Source organism: Streptomyces sp. NPDC104307 (genome assembly GCF_055584045.1).
The window spans coordinates 704,433-720,477 of record NZ_JBVJMU010000001.1 but is presented as its reverse complement, the minus strand read 5'-3'; the positions used below and the strand labels follow the sequence as shown (position 1 = coordinate 720,477).

13 protein-coding genes and 5 pseudogenes are annotated in these 16,045 nt (G+C 69.4%); 11 read left to right on the top strand and 7 right to left on the bottom strand.

The window, feature by feature from the left end; genetic code table 11:
* Positions 1-68: 68 nt before the first annotated feature.
* From ACZ601_RS02885 to ACZ601_RS02875, 3 genes are all read left to right on the top strand, one after another.
* A complete protein-coding gene (locus ACZ601_RS02885; protein ID WP_469532313.1) occupies positions 69-1,223 on the top strand; it encodes a helix-turn-helix domain-containing protein in 1,155 nt (384 codons plus the stop codon).
* Between the two features lie 172 nt (positions 1,224-1,395).
* Positions 1,396-1,803, top strand: coding sequence for an ATP-binding protein (locus ACZ601_RS02880; protein WP_469532311.1), 408 nt, complete (start codon positions 1,396-1,398; stop codon positions 1,801-1,803).
* Positions 1,800-1,976 carry a hypothetical protein gene (locus tag ACZ601_RS02875; protein WP_469532309.1) on the top strand — a complete coding sequence of 59 codons (177 nt, stop codon included), beginning with the start codon at positions 1,800-1,802 and terminating at the stop codon, positions 1,974-1,976. The genes ACZ601_RS02880 and ACZ601_RS02875 overlap by 4 nt, the downstream gene beginning before the upstream one ends.
* A 333-nt stretch (positions 1,977-2,309) precedes the next feature.
* On the opposite strand, the pseudogene ACZ601_RS02870 reads toward ACZ601_RS02875, so the two are convergent.
* Positions 2,310-2,534: pseudogene (locus ACZ601_RS02870) on the bottom strand (tyrosine-type recombinase/integrase); the annotation flags it as partial.
* Positions 2,535-2,536: 2 nt separating this feature from the next.
* On the opposite strand from ACZ601_RS02870, the pseudogene ACZ601_RS02865 reads away from it, so the two are divergent.
* From ACZ601_RS02865 to ACZ601_RS02855, 3 genes and pseudogenes are all read left to right on the top strand, one after another.
* A pseudogene (locus ACZ601_RS02865) lies at positions 2,537-2,856 on the top strand (Tat pathway signal protein); the annotation flags it as partial.
* Positions 2,857-2,928: 72 nt separating this feature from the next.
* Positions 2,929-3,411, top strand: a complete 483-nt coding sequence (locus tag ACZ601_RS02860) for an SAM-dependent methyltransferase (protein WP_469532307.1) — start codon at positions 2,929-2,931, stop codon at positions 3,409-3,411.
* Positions 3,412-3,600: 189 nt separating this feature from the next.
* Positions 3,601-3,930 (top strand): annotated as a pseudogene (locus tag ACZ601_RS02855) (Tn3 family transposase); the annotation flags it as partial.
* Positions 3,931-4,743: 813 nt separating this feature from the next.
* Here ACZ601_RS02855 and ACZ601_RS02850 read toward each other — a convergent pair.
* Positions 4,744-5,586 carry a helix-turn-helix domain-containing protein gene (locus tag ACZ601_RS02850; protein ID WP_469532306.1) on the bottom strand — a complete coding sequence of 281 codons (843 nt, stop codon included), beginning with the start codon at positions 5,584-5,586 and terminating at the stop codon, positions 4,744-4,746.
* A gap of 101 nt (positions 5,587-5,687) precedes the next feature.
* Positions 5,688-5,927, bottom strand: coding sequence for a hypothetical protein (locus ACZ601_RS02845; protein WP_469532304.1), 240 nt, complete (start codon positions 5,925-5,927; stop codon positions 5,688-5,690).
* 358 nt (positions 5,928-6,285) lie between these two features.
* Between ACZ601_RS02845 and ACZ601_RS02840 the strand changes: the two are divergent.
* Together ACZ601_RS02840 and ACZ601_RS02835 are read left to right on the top strand one after the other, a co-directional pair.
* Positions 6,286-6,600 (top strand): annotated as a pseudogene (locus tag ACZ601_RS02840) (alpha/beta fold hydrolase); the annotation flags it as partial.
* A 15-nt stretch (positions 6,601-6,615) separates the two neighbouring features.
* Positions 6,616-7,473 (top strand): annotated as a pseudogene (locus ACZ601_RS02835) (transcriptional regulator); the annotation flags it as partial.
* A gap of 141 nt (positions 7,474-7,614) precedes the next feature.
* On the opposite strand, the gene ACZ601_RS02830 reads toward ACZ601_RS02835, so the two are convergent.
* Complete coding sequence (locus tag ACZ601_RS02830; protein WP_469532302.1) at positions 7,615-8,934, bottom strand: MFS transporter; 1,320 nt, start codon at positions 8,932-8,934, stop codon at positions 7,615-7,617.
* Between the two features lie 103 nt (positions 8,935-9,037).
* On the opposite strand from ACZ601_RS02830, the gene ACZ601_RS02825 reads away from it, so the two are divergent.
* Positions 9,038-9,748: an AraC family transcriptional regulator gene (locus ACZ601_RS02825; protein ID WP_469532301.1), complete on the top strand. Its 711-nt coding sequence runs from the start codon at positions 9,038-9,040 to the stop codon at positions 9,746-9,748.
* Positions 9,749-10,809: 1,061 nt separating this feature from the next.
* On the opposite strand, the gene ACZ601_RS02820 is transcribed toward ACZ601_RS02825, so the two are convergent.
* Complete coding sequence (locus ACZ601_RS02820; RefSeq protein WP_469532299.1) at positions 10,810-12,225, bottom strand: DEAD/DEAH box helicase; 1,416 nt, start codon at positions 12,223-12,225, stop codon at positions 10,810-10,812.
* Positions 12,226-12,547: 322 nt separating this feature from the next.
* On the opposite strand from ACZ601_RS02820, the gene ACZ601_RS02815 reads away from it, so the two are divergent.
* Together ACZ601_RS02815 and ACZ601_RS02810 are read left to right on the top strand one after the other, a co-directional pair.
* The gene (locus ACZ601_RS02815; RefSeq protein WP_469532297.1) at positions 12,548-12,955 is read left to right on the top strand and encodes a YciI family protein; all 408 of its coding nucleotides are present in this window, start codon (positions 12,548-12,550) and stop codon (positions 12,953-12,955) included.
* Positions 12,956-12,963: 8 nt separating this feature from the next.
* Positions 12,964-14,109: an RNA polymerase sigma factor gene (locus tag ACZ601_RS02810; protein WP_469533799.1), complete on the top strand. Its 1,146-nt coding sequence runs from the start codon at positions 12,964-12,966 to the stop codon at positions 14,107-14,109.
* Positions 14,110-14,148: 39 nt separating this feature from the next.
* On the opposite strand, the gene ACZ601_RS02805 is transcribed toward ACZ601_RS02810, so the two are convergent.
* Positions 14,149-14,892, bottom strand: a complete 744-nt coding sequence (locus ACZ601_RS02805; protein WP_469533797.1) for a GntR family transcriptional regulator — start codon at positions 14,890-14,892, stop codon at positions 14,149-14,151.
* A 147-nt stretch (positions 14,893-15,039) separates the two neighbouring features.
* Positions 15,040-15,963: an LLM class F420-dependent oxidoreductase gene (locus ACZ601_RS02800; protein WP_469532295.1), complete on the bottom strand. Its 924-nt coding sequence runs from the start codon at positions 15,961-15,963 to the stop codon at positions 15,040-15,042.
* Positions 15,964-16,045: the final 82 nt, after the last annotated feature.

Genomic DNA, 16,045 nt, shown 5'->3' with positions numbered 1-16,045 from the left:
GGCGTCCGGCGGTTACCACAGAACCACGCTACCTAGGTACCTTCGAAGGGAGCACCGAAGGAGGGCCCATGTCCGACGAACACGGCCTCGGGGACCGGCTACGGGAGATCCGCAAGCGGCGCGGCCTCTCGCAGCGCGAACTGGCGCGAGCCTCGAAGGTCAGCCACTCGCTGATCACGAAGCTGGAACAGGGCGTCGTGACCGACACCCGTATGGAGACCGCCCGGAAGCTGGCCGCCGCCCTCCGGGTGCCCACCACCACGCTGGTGGAGCGTGCGCCCGCCGAGCCCCATCCCGCGCCCGAACCGTGGCAGGCCCTCCAGCGCGCCGTGGAACGCCCCGCCGAGCAGCCCGAGGAGGAGCCGACGGCCCAAGGCGTCCAGGACGGTCTGGAAGCCGTCAGGGCAGCCCACTTCGGCAAGCGGATGCGGGAGGCCGTGGACCTTCTGGTGCCGCTGCTGCGGGACGCCGAAGCCCTCGGAGACGCCCCGGCCGCGCGGGCGGCCCGTGCGCAGCTTCTCCAGATCGCCGGATCGACCCTGACCGGGGCCCGGCAGTTCGCCGCCGCCGAAACCGCGCTACGCCGCGCCCTGGACGAAGCCCCGGACCGCCTGCGGGCCGCGAGCGTCGTCACCACCTGGACGTGGCTGCTGGTGAGGCAGGGACGGTTCGACGCCGCCCGCGCCATGGCGGTGAAGTGGGCGGACGACGCTGAGCCCCGCATGTCCCGGGCGACAGCCGAAGAGATCGCTGCTTGGGGGTGGCTGCTGATTCAGGGACACGCGGCAGCCCTCCGGGACAACCGGGGAGGGGAGGCCGCCGACATGCTGCGCCTCGCCCGGTCGGCGGCCGTCGCCACGGGACCGCTCCGCCACGGCGACGTACGGATCGCCACCTGGGGGCCGTCCACGGTGGCGTACAAGGCCGCCGAACAGGGTGTCGTGACCGACCGGCCGGACGAGGTGCTGGAGATCGCCCCCCGGCTGAAGGGCGGCACGGGGTCCGAGTACCACCGTCACAGGCTCGATGTGGCGAAGGCGTACACCATGACGCGTCAGCACGGCCGCGCGCTGGAAGTGCTGGGGGAGGTGGCAGCCGAAGCCCCGGAGTGGATCGCGGAGCAGCCCTACGCCCGGGACACGTTGGCCGACACGATCGCCCGTCGGCGCACCCTCACCACGGAGACGCGTCAACTTGCTGACCTGGTGGGTCTGCCCCTCTGAACTAGGCTTTTGTTACTTCGGGCTGACGGCCCGCCAGATTGTCATTGAACCGGTGGAGCGGCGTCGTCACGGTTGAGACCATGACCCCTTTCGTACGCCGTGTCGTCCGCCCGTGCCCACCTCGGAGAGTCTCGGACCGGGGCCACAGGCCGGGGGAGGGCGTGCGGTGACCATGTCTGCCTCTCCGCGCCCCACCGGGCACCCCGGGTACACCGAGACCCTGCCGCGCGAGCCCGGAAGCGCCGCCACCGCGCGCCGACTGGTGCGCGTCGCCCTGTCCGCCTGGGGTCTGGAGGCGCTGGCCGAGGACGGGGCCCTGATCGTCACCGAACTGGTGGCGAACTCTGTGCAGCACTCCCGGCGGGACTCCATCCGGATCACGATCGAACGGCCCGAGGCGGATCGGGTGCGCGTCGCCGTCGTGGACTTCTCCCCGCGACACCCCGTGCGCCGGGACTCGGGCCCCGAGGACGAGAGCGGGCGTGGCCTTGCGCTCGTGGAGAGCCTGGCGGCGGACTGGGGTACCGAACCGCTGCCGTGGGGCAAGCAGGTGTGGGCGGACCTGGAGGGGCGCGGATGACCACCGGAGAGATGCCCGGCCGCAGTGTGGCCCGAGCACACCTGTCGCAGTTGATCGAGATGTTCGGTACGGACGGGTGGCTACAGGTCAGAACCGCCCGCGACCCCGCAGCCGGTGGAGCCTCGGAGGCTGCTCCCGGTGGTGACGACCTGGAGGATGAGGGGCGGAGCTGACTGCCCCGGAGGACAGCGAAGCCCCGGCCGGTGAACTCCACCGAGCCGGGGCTTCGTCGTCTCACGCGCTCTCACACAGGTCTCACAGACTGTGCGGAAAGCTCTGGAAAATCTGGCCCTGACCTGGGCGTTTCTGCACTCCCTGGATCTCACGGACCCCCCTGGACAGTCTTTCGTTCACTGGGGGTCAAGGGGTCGCAGGTTCAAATCCTGTCGTCCCGACTGGAGACAGTCGTAGATCAGGGCCGGTTTCGGAGCAATCCGAAACCGGCCCTGATCATTTTTGGGGACCAGCTGGAGGTCCGGCGTCCTTGACCGGGTCAGCGGGTCAGCGGTCATGACAATGGGGCTCGGCAGCGAGCGCGGTGCGCGTAGCACGTTGAAGTGGGCCGAGAGCGCCGCCCCGGCGGCCGTGATCTTGTGGACGTCCGGGTGAAGGTAGCGTTGGGTGGTGGTCAGTGAACCGTGGCCGGCGATCCTGCGGAGGACGTGTACTTGGACCCCGGCGTCGGCGAACCAGGTGAGTGCGGTGTGCCGGAGGTCGTGGCGGCACAGATGTCCTGCGCGACATGGGCCAGCCACTCGACGCGGAAACCCATTTCCAGCGCAGCGTCACTACTCGCCGCCAGCAGCAGTACGCCCGCACCCACAGCGTGACTCCCGGCTACCCCGGCGCCGTCCAGGTACAGCAAGGACGTCTCGAAGAGGCGTGCGCCACTTGGAACCGGGCTCTCGTGCCACGGCCGGCGTCCAGTCCGGCCGCGCTCGCGACGTCATTGTCCGGATGCCGAGCGACCTCTCGCCCGTTCGGCAACGCGGCGGCCGCCATGTCGCCGAACTGGACCGCCGAGCAAGGCAGATGCTGCGGGCCATAGGCTGACCGTGGAACACGCTCGTCGCCTGGGGGGACGGCTACCGAGAGTGCGACTCTGAAGATGAGGAGAGAGCCTCGATGGCGATGTACGAGGTCGAATCGATTGCCACGGTGGTCGGGGGCCACACTCGCGTTCAGGACGACTACCAGGCCGGAGTCGAATCGGTCATCCGGCTCAATGATGTCTACCCTCTCGAAACGCTGCAGGGAATCGAGGAGTTCTCGCATCTGACGGTCACGTGGCGCTTCCACCTGGCGCGGTCCGAGGACGTCCAGCTCCACGCGCGCAGCCCACGAGGAAACCCGAAGTGGCCTGCGACCGGAACATTCGTTCACCGCAACCACCGGCGACCCAACCAACTGGCCGTCAGTTACCCAAAGCTTCTGAAGGTGGAGGGAAGGGACCTTCTCGTCACGGATCTCGACGCCGTCGAAGGCACGCCGGTCATCGACCTGGCCCCGTACTTCGAGCAGATGGGGCCTCGAAGCTGTGTCCGCCAGCCGGCGTGGCCAGGCGAGATGCTTGCAACCTACTGGTTGGACACAACGGAACGCCCCTAGCCTCCCGCTTACCGGCCCGACGGCCACTGCCCGTCACGCCGTCCGCGCGCCCCACGGTGAGGGCGACATTGCACGTTGCGGCCGTGTGTGGACGCTGGGCAGGTCGAGTCCCATTTTCCCGGCTGGCAGCGGAAGAAGTCGACTCGCGCACCGCGCGGCCGCATCTACTCCTGGGATATCGAACCGGGCGTGGACGACCAGCGGTTCTGGCGGGCCACCCTGCCCGGCGTCGACACCGGGCACTACGGCGCGGTGGAGGACCTGGCCCGCAACCGCGTGAACCTGAACAAGGTGATCACGCACTGGCCGGACATGCTGAAGGTCGCCGGTTCCCTGGTCACCAACCAGGTCCGCGCCTGCGACCTGCTGCGCATGTTCGGCCGCGACGGCCGTCCGAGCCCGCTCGGGGCGGCGTTCGCCGAGTACGGGCGGATCACGAAGACCGAGCATCTGCTGCGCGTGGTCGACCCGGCCGACGACACCTACCGCCGTCAGATGAACCGGCAGCTCACCGTCCGAAGTCGTTGACGGATCACTCTGCCGTCGAAGCGCGTGGAGCTATCGCCCCCATCGGCCGGGCGTCCGCAGTCGGTCGGCAGGTCTGCCTGGGCATCGCATGAATCCCTCCAGTACCGCACCGTTGCCTACCCCGAACTTCCCTTCGGCTTACCTCGCTTGTAGCTGACTGCCCAGAAGAGATGCGCCCGGCTGTCGGTAGGTTCCAAGGTGATCAGTGCGGGGCCGCTGGGCTGCAGAACCGCGAGGGCGCCTTCGCAACCCAATGCGGAGTCACCAAGAGCCACCGGCGATGGCGCCTCGGCGCCGTCAGCTGATCTTTGGATGACCCTGACGCGCCCCGGGCCCTCGCACATGAAGGAGAGGCGATTGCCCTCTCGTGACGTTCCGCCGATCCTCACGTCGGCACGAGCACCGTACGCCGCGGTACCTGAACGCAACAGTGTCTCGGAGGAAGGGCGGTACTCACGCCACATCTCCAGGAACGCACGCTGACGCATTCGCGCTTCTCGCTCCGAAGAGTCTGTTTGGTCAGCATCGGAAGCTGCGCGTCCAAGCGGTAACCACAGCAGAGTTAAGAGCACCCCCATGCACGTCAGCCCGGCGGCGATCGCTGCGATCGGTCGGGAGTAGAGGCGGTCTCGTCGTCGCAGCTCTACCGCCTCGATCACTTGCTCTTCGCGATCCCTCTTGTGCCGATGCACTCCGCCCCCTCATGTTCTGCCACTTCACGGATGGTTGATCGGGTGCGCGCCCCTCCGAATCGCCGCACCCCCGGCGTTCACGAACGGCAAAGGGGCGGCGCCCTTCGTACGACTACATCGATTGCAGAGCCTCGGCGATCAGGGGGTAGGCATCGGCACCGAACACCGCCTGTTGCTTCAGCCGAGCAAATGCCTCCTGGTACTGGCTGAGTTGTGCGCGCTGTTTGATGTCGATGAACGCGGAGACGGTCTCGACCTGGACCTCTCGGTCGTCGAAGATCCAGAAGTCCTCGACCGGCCAGGTCTCTGACCGGTCGGCCGAGCGGGGGATGATGCCAAGGCTCACCGTCGGCATGGCGGAGACGACGAACAAGCGGCTCAACTGGCTGGTCATGATCTGCCGGTCAGCAAGCCGGTAGTAGAGCGCGGCTTCCTCCAGCACGATGGTGAAGCTACGTCCCTTCTCCCGAAGGATCCGTTGGCGTTCACACCGGACGCGAAGGACATCGTCAACGTCGTCGGGTATGCCCCGGCGTCGCTGAACGCTCCGCAGCACGGCAGCGGTGTATCCCTCGACCTGAAGCGGGCCGGGCACGAGGCACTGGGCGTAGCCCTTGAACGTGCGCGTCGCATCCCACAGGGGCTGGACCTGGTCATGGGCGCGGCGCATGCCGTCGCGTTCCAGATGGCGCCATTCCTGGTACATGAGTTGGATGTTGGAGGCCATGGCGATCAGGTCGTCGGCGCGAGCCCCGGCTTCGCAGGCCACCGTCCAGGCACGAATGTCCGCCGGCGAGGGCAGTGCCTTGCCGTTCTCGATCCTGCTCACCTTCGACTCGTGCCAATGGCACAGGGTGGCCAATGCACGGGCGGTCAGGCCCTTGTCTCGGCGCAACCCCTTTAATTGCTGACCGAGCGCGATCCGGGCGGCTTCGAAATCTGACGATGAAGACATGAGGGCAGTGTCGCGTGACACACATGCCTGACGCCAACTCAGAGCCGCCCGGATTGCCCGGATCACCGTAAATACCCGACTACTCCCTTACTGGACAGCTGTCAGTTCTGCGGGGCGGGCTTCATGGCCAGCGCCTCATCCCGCCCGGGAAGCACCTCGAAGAGCCGCTTGGGGAACTCGACCACGGTCTCGTGGTCCGGCACGTTCAGCCCTTCCAGCCTGCTCTTGTCCTGAACGATCCAGGACTGAAGAAGGAAGGTGTCGGTCGCGTCGTCGTAGTAGAGCGTCGGGCTGTTGTTGTTGGGGCTGGCCGGGTCCTTGCACAGCAGATTGATCGTCACAGAATGTCTCCTCCGTAGTTCCGGTGCCCTCGACGGGGCTCCGACACCCGAGAGACTGCCCGACCGATTGTTAGCGGGACACCTTGTTGCGCATGTTTGCGCAACATCTATCTTCAATCCCGCATACTTGCGATTTCTTGCAGCTCAATTCGACCTATGGAAGATCAACTTGCAGGGTCTTGGGATCCCTTGACTGCCTTCGCACCGGGCCTCACTAGTGCTGTGACCGCAGAGGTTCGCCGGGTTGGGTCAACCCCAGGTTTCAAAGGTCGCAGTCTGACCGGAGCCCGTTGTCAGAGCCTTCCGGTAGCGTGCCGGCAATCAGACTTGACGATTCTCCGGGAGAACTACTGTCGACATCCTGCTCATCGCTGGCTTGTGGCTTGACGGATCCGCATGGGACGACGTCGTGCCCGAACTCACCGCCCTCGGCCACCGTCCCGTGCCGCTCACTCTCCCGGGCCAGGGTGACGGCGCCGCCTCCGCAACGCTTGACGACCAGCTGGCAGCAGTGCTTGCCGCAGTTGACACGGCCCCCGGAAAGCCTCTCGTGGTAGGGCGCTCCGCAGCATCGACCCCGGCCTGGCCGGCCGCCGACGCACGGTCGGTGAAGGTGGCCAAGATCGCCTTGATCGGCGGCTTCCCCGCCACCGATGGCCGGGCCTACGCCGATCAAGAGCCCTGAACGCTCAGCAGAGGCAACAGGATCGACGCTCAGTCCGCGGACGTCCTCATTGGCCATGCGGCTTCGCATCACGTGGACGAGCTGAGCGAAAGCGCTCTGAGCCTGCAGGCCCGGGTTGAGTCGCACCTCGACGCGATCACTGCGGCTCTCCCTCGCGCCGGTGCGTATGAGCGAGCGCTGACCATCGCGGCAGGCGAGACAGCAGCTCTTGCCGGGTGGGGTCGCCTGGGACCTGGGGCAGCTCGAAAGGACCGCCGCCTACTACGAGGTGACCTCGGAGTGCGAGAAAAAGGCCGGACACCCCCCTCTGTGCGCCTTAGCGCTGGGCTACGCCAGTTACGGTGCCGCCACCCGGCCAAAGCGCTGGAGATGCTGTCGCAGGCAGCTCAATCAAGGGACGATGCCGGTGCGCTCCGAACCTTGGACCAGGCGCGATTCGCTCACGACTTCGCCGACCACGCGAGCGAGCAGTCGTGGGTCCGTTTCGTCGCGCCGTATAGCATGGACTCCTTGGCTCTTTCGGTGTACGGCGAACTCCGACGTCAAGAGCTGACGGCGAGGGCAGACTCCGCGGTCGAGCGCCTCGGTGAGGGACTGCCCGACTCTGGGGTGGTGATCCTTGGAGATTTGGCGTCGGCACTTCTGCGTGGCGGCGACGTAGACCGCGGGGCCTACGTCGCGCACCGATTCGCAGCGGCAGCAGAGTCAAAACCGAACACCATGGGGCGTCAGCGGACGGAGGCCGTTGCTGCTGGGCTTCCTGATGCGGAGCAGCGCCAGCTCGGAAAGAGCGAGGTTACTGAGTTGCGGGCCCCTACTGCGTGCGCGTCTCGTCTTCGTCGCCGAGGTCGGCGGCCGTGATCTCCGACGGCCCCTCGCCGGAATACACCAGGTCAGAGACGCTCCCAGCACCGCTGCCGACCTGTCAGCAGCTCAGGCCCTCAGGGCTTCGAAAACAGGGTGTCCGAATGATCAGAACTCTGCTTCGTTCGACGGGCCGAATCAGTCGGCAGTCTCGGCCCGGTAGCGCCAGAACGGGCGTACGGCCAGGGCGGCCGCGAGGACGAGGGCGGCGCAGACGAAGGCGGAGGCCGACCAGGCGAGGGTGAGAGGAACGACGGCGGCCATCGTCCCGGCGCGCAGGTCACCAAGTCTCGGCCCGCCCGCGACGACGACGGTGTGGACGCCCTGGAGGCGACCGCGGAGGTGGTCGGGCACGTAGGACTGGAGGATGGTCTGCCGGTAGACGGCGCTGACCAGGTCCGCGGCGCCGCCGAGGGCCAACAGGGCGACCGCAGCCCACAGGGTGCGGGTGAGTCCGGCGGCGGCGATGGCCATGGCCCACACGATCACGGCCGCGGTCAGGGCGACGCCTTGGCGGCGGACACGGCCGATCCAGCCGCCGAAGAGTCCGGCGACAAGCGCTCCGGCTGCGATCGCGGAGTACAGCGGGCCCACACCGCCGTGGAACCGTTCGGCCGCGGCTTGAGGGAAGAGGGCTTCGGGCGCGGCCAGCACCATGGCGGCGACGTCGACGAGGAAAGACATGAGCAGCACGGGATGACGGGTGATGAACAGCAGGCCGTCCGTCACCGAGCGCAGGCCGGGAAAGCCGGCGGATCCGCCGGCGGGGGAGGGGAGGTGGGGCAGACGGAAGGCCGCGTAGAGGGCGACGGCGAAGAGTATGGCGTCGGCTCCGTAGATAAGGGCGAACCCACCGGGTAGGCCGAGCAGCACTCCGGCGAGGAGTGGGCCGAGTACTTGCCCGAGGTTGCCGACGCTGTAGAGGAGACCGTTCGCGGCGGAGATCTGGCCTGTGGGTACCAGCCGGGGCACGATGGCGCCGCGGACCGATGAGGAGACGGCGAACCCGCCGGATTGGACAGCGACCAGGCTGAGGATCAGTGCGGGCGACCGCACGTGGAGCAGGCTCTGCAGCATCAAGGCCAGAGAAACGATCCAGGTGAGCCAGCACGACCCGAGATACAGCTTCCGGCGATCCACCGCGTCGGCGACCGCTCCGCCGTAGAGGCCGAAGACCACGGTCGGCAGCAGCGCGACGAGTCCGCTGACGCCTACTACCGCAGAGGAGTGCGTCAGCGCGTACAACTCGACGGGGACGGCGACCGAGGAAGCCATGAGGCCGATCACGGACACGCTCTGCCCGAGGAAGGTGCGCCGGAAGGCTGCTACGGACAGTGGCCGGGTGTCCGCCACGCTTCGCGACAGCAGGGTCCTGACACGCTCGACGGGACGGGTACGGCCGCGCGGAGGCGCGTCGCCGGGATCCGTCCCGTGCGAGGCGCCGGCGGCGGAGGACACGGGCTCGGAACCTGCTGGCGGAAGGGGTACCTGCGGAGGATGGCTCACAAGATCCACCATCGGTCGCCCACCCCGATGACGGCTTCCGATATTCTGACGGATGATGTCGTATATCCGACACGGTCACCTGCCCGGCGAGTACATCGCACGACACCAGCACGAAGAACACCAGCTGGTGTACGTCAGCGACGGCATCCTGGCCGTACGCACCGAGCACGGTGCCTGGGTAGCCGGTGCGCAGCGCGCGGTCTGGATCCCCGCGCGCACCTGGCACGAACACAGTGCCCACGGACACACGACGGTGCACACCCTGATGTTCCCCACCGGCCGCACAGCGCTCCCGTACACGACGCCGACGGTCATCGCCGTAGGCCCGCTCCTGCGCGAACTGCTGATCGCCTGCACCGAGCCCGGCCTCGCGCCTGCCGAGCGGGGCCGGTTGCTCGGTGTGATCAACGACCGGCTGCTGCGTGCCGACATCACCGCCCTGCAGCTTCCCACGGCCCGCGACCCCCGCCTGGCCGCCGCATGCCGCCTCGTACTGAAGGATCTGTCCCAGCCGCGAACCCTCACCTGGCTGGCCGGACGAGTCGGCGTGGGCGAGCGGCAGCTGGGACGGCTCTACCGCGCGGAGTTCGGCGGAACCTACCCCCAGTGGCGCACCAACGCCCGGATCTTCCAGGCGATGATCGAACTGAGTGAGGGAGCTACCGTGACACAGGCGGCACACAGGTGTGGCTGGGCCACCCCCAGCGCCTTCATCGACACGTTCACCCGCGTCATGGGCCGCACCCCCGGCAGCTACCGCGGGTAGACGCTCCAGCGGGCTCGGCCTGCTTCGCCCGCCTCGTACCCGGCGACGATCGCCGACAAGCATCCGGCCGCCCACCTCAAAGGCGGGGGACTGCGAAACGTACGTTCGGTGTAACGCCCGCCATGCCTTTAGGAGCAGGCACTGAGAGCCGGACGGGTGTGTCCTTCCAGCTATCGGTGTCCGACGTGGCGGCGGTGTGTGGGCGTGGCGGTGCTGAGGGTGTCCGTGCGGCGGACGGCGAGGTCGACGGTGCCGGCGGAGCGTTCGATGCGGCCGGTGAGTAGGACTGCGGGGGTGTCGAGGAGGGTGCGGTGGTCGCGGTCCCAGATGTTGCGGTGCGAATACGAGGTTGATCATGCCGGTCTCGTCCTCGATGGCGCCGAAGGCGACGCCGTGCGCGGTCGGGGGCCTCTGGAGGTACTTCGGCAGCCCGCCGGCGTGCGCCAGCGCCCCGTCGGCAAGGGCTCGGGCCTGGCGCCGGTGAGGGCGCCCCGGCGGTCGCGGCGGGGCCGAAAGCTGTCGACGGGGTGGTCAGTCGTGCTGACTCTGGTGGTGATCTGTCGGCGCTGGCCGCCTCGGCAGCGGTCATCGATGCGAGGTCGGGCGCGGTTGCGCCGGCGAGGTCGGGGAGCGTGGGTTGCCGATGCGTGTCGGTTGGCTAAACCAGTGCTTCTCCCGACGATCGTCTGCGCTCGATGGGCGCTCGCCGGGGCGAGATCTCGAAGCTTCCTGAGCCGATCGCGTGGGGGTTCGGCCGGACAATGGGAGGGGGCCGAGTGGGCCCAGTTGGGGACCACGCGCTACGCGCGGCGGTGCACGGCGCATGCTTCAACGCACAACGTTGGCACGGATATTTTCTGTGAAGTCCTGAAAACACCCTTGGCCCCCACTCTGGGGGCCAAGGGGTCGCAGGTTCAAATCCTGTCGTCCCGACTGGAGACAGTCGCAGATCAGGGCCGTTTTCGGAGCGATCCGAAACCAGCCCTGACTCGTTTCCGGAAACGCTCGGGACCCGGCCCGGCCCGGCAGGATCGGTGACGGGCCGGGCGGGCTCGTGGCGGTCAGCGGCCCCTGCGTACCTGGGACGCCCTGCGGGCCTCCGCCTCCTGGCGGGACTGGGCGGCGCGGCGGCTCTCCTTCGGGGCCTGGGCCCCCATCCCTCGGAACGGCCGCCTGCCGGTCTGTGCGGGTTTGGTCGTCGGCGGCCGCTTGGCGCCGGTGATGCGCGTCAACTCGGCTTCGCCTGAGCGCACCTGAGTGACCGTCGGCCGGATACCGGCCTCGGACATCAGCTTGCTCACGTCCCGCCGCTGGCCCGGTGTGACGAGGGTGACGGCCTTGCCCGACTGGCCGGCCCGCGCGGTGCGGCCGCTGCGGTGCAGGTAGTCCTTGGCGTCCGTGGGCGCGTCCACGTTCACCACCAGGTCCAGCTCGTCGATGTGGATGCCGCGGGCCGCCACGTTCGTGGCCACCAGGGCGGTGACGGCGCCGTTCCTGAACTGGTCCAGCGTGTGTGTGCGCTGCGGCTGCGACTTCCCGCTGTGCAGGGCGGCCGCCGGGATTCCGCTGCTCTTCAGATGGCGGGTGAAGGCGTCCACGCCCGCCTTGGTGTCCAGGAACATCAGCACCCGCCCCTCGCGGGCGGCGATCTCGGTCGCCGCCGCGTACTTGTCGGCGGCGTGCACGTTGAGGACGTGGTGCTCCATCGTGGTGACCGAGGCGCGGGCCGGGTCGACCGAGACGAGGACCGGCTCGTGGAGGTAGCGCTCCACCAGCTCGTCGACGTTCCGGTCGAGCGTGGCAGAGAAGAGCAGCCGCTGGCCGTCGGGGCGAACCTGGTCCAGGATCTCCGAGACCTGCGGCAGGAAGCCCATGTCGCACATCTGGTCCGCCTCGTCGAGCACGGCGATCCCCACCCGGTCCAGGTGGAGGTGGCGCCGTGAGATCAGGTCGCAGAGCCGTCCCGGGGTCGCGATGACCACCTCGGTGCCCGCCTTCAGCGCGGCCGCCTGCTGGTTCATCGACAGTCCGCCGACCACCGTCGTCATCCCCAGCCCGAGGACGCGTGCGTACGGCTCCAGCGCGTCACCCACCTGCTGGGCGAGCTCCCGCGTCGGGACGAGCACCAGGGCGAGGGGGCGCTTCGCCTCCGCGCGCCGCCCGGCGGTCCGGACCAGCAGGGCCAGCCCGAAGGCCAGCGTCTTGCCCGAACCGGTCCGCGCCCGCCCCAGCACGTCCCGGCCTGCCAGCGCGTCGGGCAGGGTCGCCGCCTGGATGGGGAAGGGCTCGGTGACCTTGAGACCGGTCATCGCCGTCAGCAGTGCCTCGGGCAGTCCCAGCTCCGCGAAGGATCCGGCGGGCGGCAGTCCCGTGCCCGCGCCCGCCGCCGAGGGCGTGCCGAGCGCGCCCCGGGCCGGTTCGGGGTGCTGGTTCGTGCGGCCGCCGGGGCGTCCGGAGGCGGGCGGCTTCGCGTTCATGGGGGAACCTTCCTCAGGTGGGGGCCTCCGTAACGCGCCGGGGCCCGTGCTCCTCGGCACGGGCCCCGGCGATGTCGCAAGCGTCGGCCCATTTTACCAGCGGGCGCCGGAGCCCGGCGCCGGACAGTGCGACGGGGGCGGTCCCGCGGAACCCGGTGAAGAGCCGATGGTGAAGCGCCGATGAGCTTCAGGATGATCGTGGTGCCGAGGGGTGGGAAAATTTTTCTGGCTGATGACGCCGATGATGTCGAGAACCCGGAACCGGCTCCGTCCCCGTAGTGAACGCGACCACAATGGCTCGCACAGTGTCGAGGAGAAACCCATGGCGAAGTACCTGCTTCTCAAGCACTACCGAGGCGCCCCGGCCGCCGTCAACGATGTCCGCATGGACCAGTGGACGCCGGAGGAGATCTCGGCCCACATGAAGTACATGCACGACTTCGCGGCCCGGCTGGAGGGGACCGGCGAGTTCGTCGACGGCCAGGCCCTCGCACCGGAGGGAACGTTCGTCCGGTACGACGGCGAGGGCCGCCCGCCGGTCACCGACGGGCCCTTCGCGGAGACCAAGGACCTCATCGCCGGCTGGATGGTGATCGACGTCGACAGCTACGAGCGCGCCGTCGAGCTGGCCGGGGAACTGTCGGCCGCGCCCGGGGCGGGTGGCAACCCGATCCACGAGTGGCTGGAGCTGCGCCCGTTCCTGACCGAGCCGCCCACCATCACGGAGTGACCTCGTCGATGGATGACGTCATGCTCCGGAGCCTCACGCCGAGCGTGCTCGGGATCCTCGTCCGCCGCGGAGCCGACTTCGCGGCGGCCGAGGACGCCGTCCAGGACGCGCTGGCGGAGGCGGTCCGGGTCTGGCCGGCCGACCGGCCGAGGGACCCGAAGGGCTGGCTGGTCACCGTCGCCTGGCGGCGGTTCCTCGACGCCTCCCGGGCGGACGCCGCCCGCCGGCGTCGCGAGGACCTCGTCGAGGAGCAGCCGGCGCCCGGACCCGCGGCCGCGGTGGACGACACGCTCCAGCTCTACTTCCTGTGCGCCCACCCGTCCCTGACACCGTCGTCCGCCGTCGCGCTCACACTGCGCGCCGTCGGCGGACTGACCACCCGCCAGATCGCCCAGGCCTACCTGGTGCCGGAGGCGACCATGGCCCAGCGCATCAGCCGGGCCAAACGCACCGTCTCCGGCGGGAGGTTCGACCGCCCCGGTGATGTGGCCACCGTGCTGCGCGTCCTCTACCTGGTGTTCAACGAGGGGTACTCCGGCGACATCGACCTGGCGGCCGAGGCCATCCGGCTCACCCGGCAGCTCGCGGCCGCGATCGACCACCCGGAGGTGGCGGGGCTGCTCGCCCTGATGCTGCTGCACCATGCCCGGCGCGCCGCCCGGACCGCGTCCGACGGCAGCCTGGTGCCGCTGGCCGAGCAGGACCGCGGCCTCTGGGACACCACGTCGATCGCCGAGGGGGTCGGGATCCTGCAGACGGCCCTCGCCCGTGACCGGCTGGGCGAGTTCCAGGCCCAGGCCGCGGTCGCGGCCCTCCACGCCGACGCGCCCACCGCGCAGGAGACCGACTGGGTGCAGATCGTCGAGTGGTACGACGAGCTCGCGCTCCTGACCGACAGCCCGGTCGTCCGGCTCAACCGTGCGGTGGCCGTGGGCCAGGCCGACGGGCCGAGGGCCGGACTGGCGGCGCTCGCGCTGCTGGACGAATCGCTGCCCCGGTACACCGCGGCGGCCGCGTACCTCCACGAGCGCGACGGCGACCTCGCGAAGGCGGCGCGGCTGTACGCGGAGGCGGCCCTGAAGGCGTCCGACCTGGCGGAGCGCGACCACCTGATGCGCCAGGCCGCCCGGCTCAACGCCCCGCGCTCCGGCTGACGTCCGGTGAACCGCGCGCCCGGAACCGGGGCGCGCGGTTCACTGCGCGGTCAGGGTCATCTCGAACGAGTACCGCGACGCCCGGTACAGGTGCGAGCCGAACTCCACCGGGCGCCCCGCGTCCCCGAGGACCGTGCGCTCCATGGTGAGCAGGGTGCTGCCGCGGGGCTCGCCCAGCAGCCGGGCCTCCGGCGCGGTGGCCCGGCGTGCCCCGATGGTCTGCTCCGCGGTGCGCAGCGCGATCCCCGCCCGCCGGAGCAGCTCGTAGAGGCCGTGTCCGGTGAGCTCCTCCTCCGTCAGGCCCAGGAGGTCCGCCGGCAGGTGGTTCTCCATGACGGCTATGGGTTCGTCGTCCGCGTAGCGCAGTCGGCGCAGGGCCACGGTGGGGGCGCCGGGTTCGACCTTGAGGGCGGCGGCGATCCTGTCGGAGGCGGGCACGGTCAGCATCGACAGCAGCTCGGTGCGCGGCCGCCGGCCGTCCCGTCTGAGATCCTCGAACAGACTGGTCAGCTCGATCTGCCTGCGCACCCGGTTGTTGACGACCTGGGTGCCGACCCCCCGCTTGCGGGCGAGCAGTCCCTTGTCCACCAGATGCTGCATGGCCTGGCGCATGGTCGGCCGGGAGAGCCCGAACTGGTCGGCCAGGGCGATCTCGTTCTCCAGCCGCGTCCCCGGTGCCAACGTGCCTGATTCGATGAGCTGTTGAAGCTGCTGTGCGACCTGGAAGTACAGCGGCACCGGGCTGCTCCGGTCGATGGTGATCAGCCTGGTGATCGACTCCACGTCGGGCTCCTCAGAACGTTCTGCCACGAACTCAGTATGCCGTACGTTCGACTCTAGCTCTGTACGTATATATGTCAGAACAAATGCTGTCCTGAACATGCGGTCCGGCCCCTGCCGTGGCGCAGGGGCCCTTGTGGCGCGGGTTGCTCAGCCGGCCAGCTCTCCCAGCAGCGCCCATGTCCGGTGCCGGTCGGCCTCCCCGGCCAGGTCCGTACCCGAGAACACCACCTCGGTGGCCCCGGCGTCCCGGTAGCGCCGGATCTCGGCGGCGACCGTCCGCTCGTCGCCGATCACGGCCACGTCGGCGGCCCGTTTCCCACCGGACAGTTCCACGACCCGTGCGTAGGAGGGGATCTGCTCGTAGAAGGCGAGCTGCTCGGTGGCCGTCGCGCGCGCGGCGTCGGGGTCGCTCGTGACCACACCGTGCACCAGCGCCACGATCCGGGGCGCCGGACGGCCCGCGTTCCGCGCCGCCTCGGTGACGGCCGGCACGATGTGCTCGGCCAGGGCCCGGGGTCCGGCGAGGTAGGGCAGGATCCCGTCCGCCAGCTCGCCGCTGACGCGCAGCGCCTGCGGACCCATTGCGGCGACGAGCAGCGGCACGCCCGCATCCGCCCCGGGCACCTGCGCGGGGACCGGTGTGCTCGCGGTGAGCAGTTCGCCGTGGAAGTCGGCGGTGCCCGTCTCGGTGAGCTGCCGCAGCGCGGTCAGGAACTCCCGCAGGCGGGCGATGGGCCGCTCGTACGGGATGCCGAAGCCTCCCTCGGTCAGCAGTCTGGTGCCGAGCGCCAGCCCCAGGTGGTAGCGGCCGTGCGTGGCCGCCTGTGCGGTCAGGGCCTGGCTGGACACGGTCAGCGGATGGCGGCCGAAGACGGGGATCGCGGATGTGCCCACGTCGATGCCGGGCACCTCCCGGCCGACGATCGCCGCGAGCTGGGGCGAGTCGGCCCCGAAGGTCTGCCCGAACCAGGCGGACCGCAGCCCCGCGGCCGCGGCCTCCGCGGCAAGGCGCACGCTGGCATCGATCTGGTTGCCGGTGCCGGTCGCACCGATGGCTACTCCAACAGTCATGTCAGTTCAGAACCAGGCGAGTCGGACACGCATTCCGCTTCCTTCATGACGACTTCGTGTCCGCCGTGTGTACGCGGACGGG

What these genes read in the sequence shown, in the direction of transcription:
- ACZ601_RS02800 (WP_469532295.1), bottom strand. Translation starts at nt 15,963, where the DNA reads ATGACTGTTGGAGTAGCCATCGGTGCGACCGGCACCGGCAACCAGATC.
- ACZ601_RS02885 (WP_469532313.1), top strand. Translation starts at nt 69, where the DNA reads ATGTCCGACGAACACGGCCTCGGGGACCGGCTACGGGAGATCCGCAAG.
- ACZ601_RS02810 (WP_469533799.1), top strand. Translation starts at nt 12,964, where the DNA reads ATGGATGACGTCATGCTCCGGAGCCTCACGCCGAGCGTGCTCGGGATC.
- ACZ601_RS02820 (WP_469532299.1), bottom strand. Translation starts at nt 12,225, where the DNA reads ATGAACGCGAAGCCGCCCGCCTCCGGACGCCCCGGCGGCCGCACGAAC.
- ACZ601_RS02825 (WP_469532301.1), top strand. Translation starts at nt 9,038, where the DNA reads ATGTCGTATATCCGACACGGTCACCTGCCCGGCGAGTACATCGCACGA.
- ACZ601_RS02880 (WP_469532311.1), top strand. Translation starts at nt 1,396, where the DNA reads ATGTCTGCCTCTCCGCGCCCCACCGGGCACCCCGGGTACACCGAGACC.
- ACZ601_RS02860 (WP_469532307.1), top strand. Translation starts at nt 2,929, where the DNA reads ATGGCGATGTACGAGGTCGAATCGATTGCCACGGTGGTCGGGGGCCAC.
- ACZ601_RS02875 (WP_469532309.1), top strand. Translation starts at nt 1,800, where the DNA reads ATGACCACCGGAGAGATGCCCGGCCGCAGTGTGGCCCGAGCACACCTG.
- ACZ601_RS02850 (WP_469532306.1), bottom strand. Translation starts at nt 5,586, where the DNA reads ATGTCTTCATCGTCAGATTTCGAAGCCGCCCGGATCGCGCTCGGTCAG.
- ACZ601_RS02815 (WP_469532297.1), top strand. Translation starts at nt 12,548, where the DNA reads ATGGCGAAGTACCTGCTTCTCAAGCACTACCGAGGCGCCCCGGCCGCC.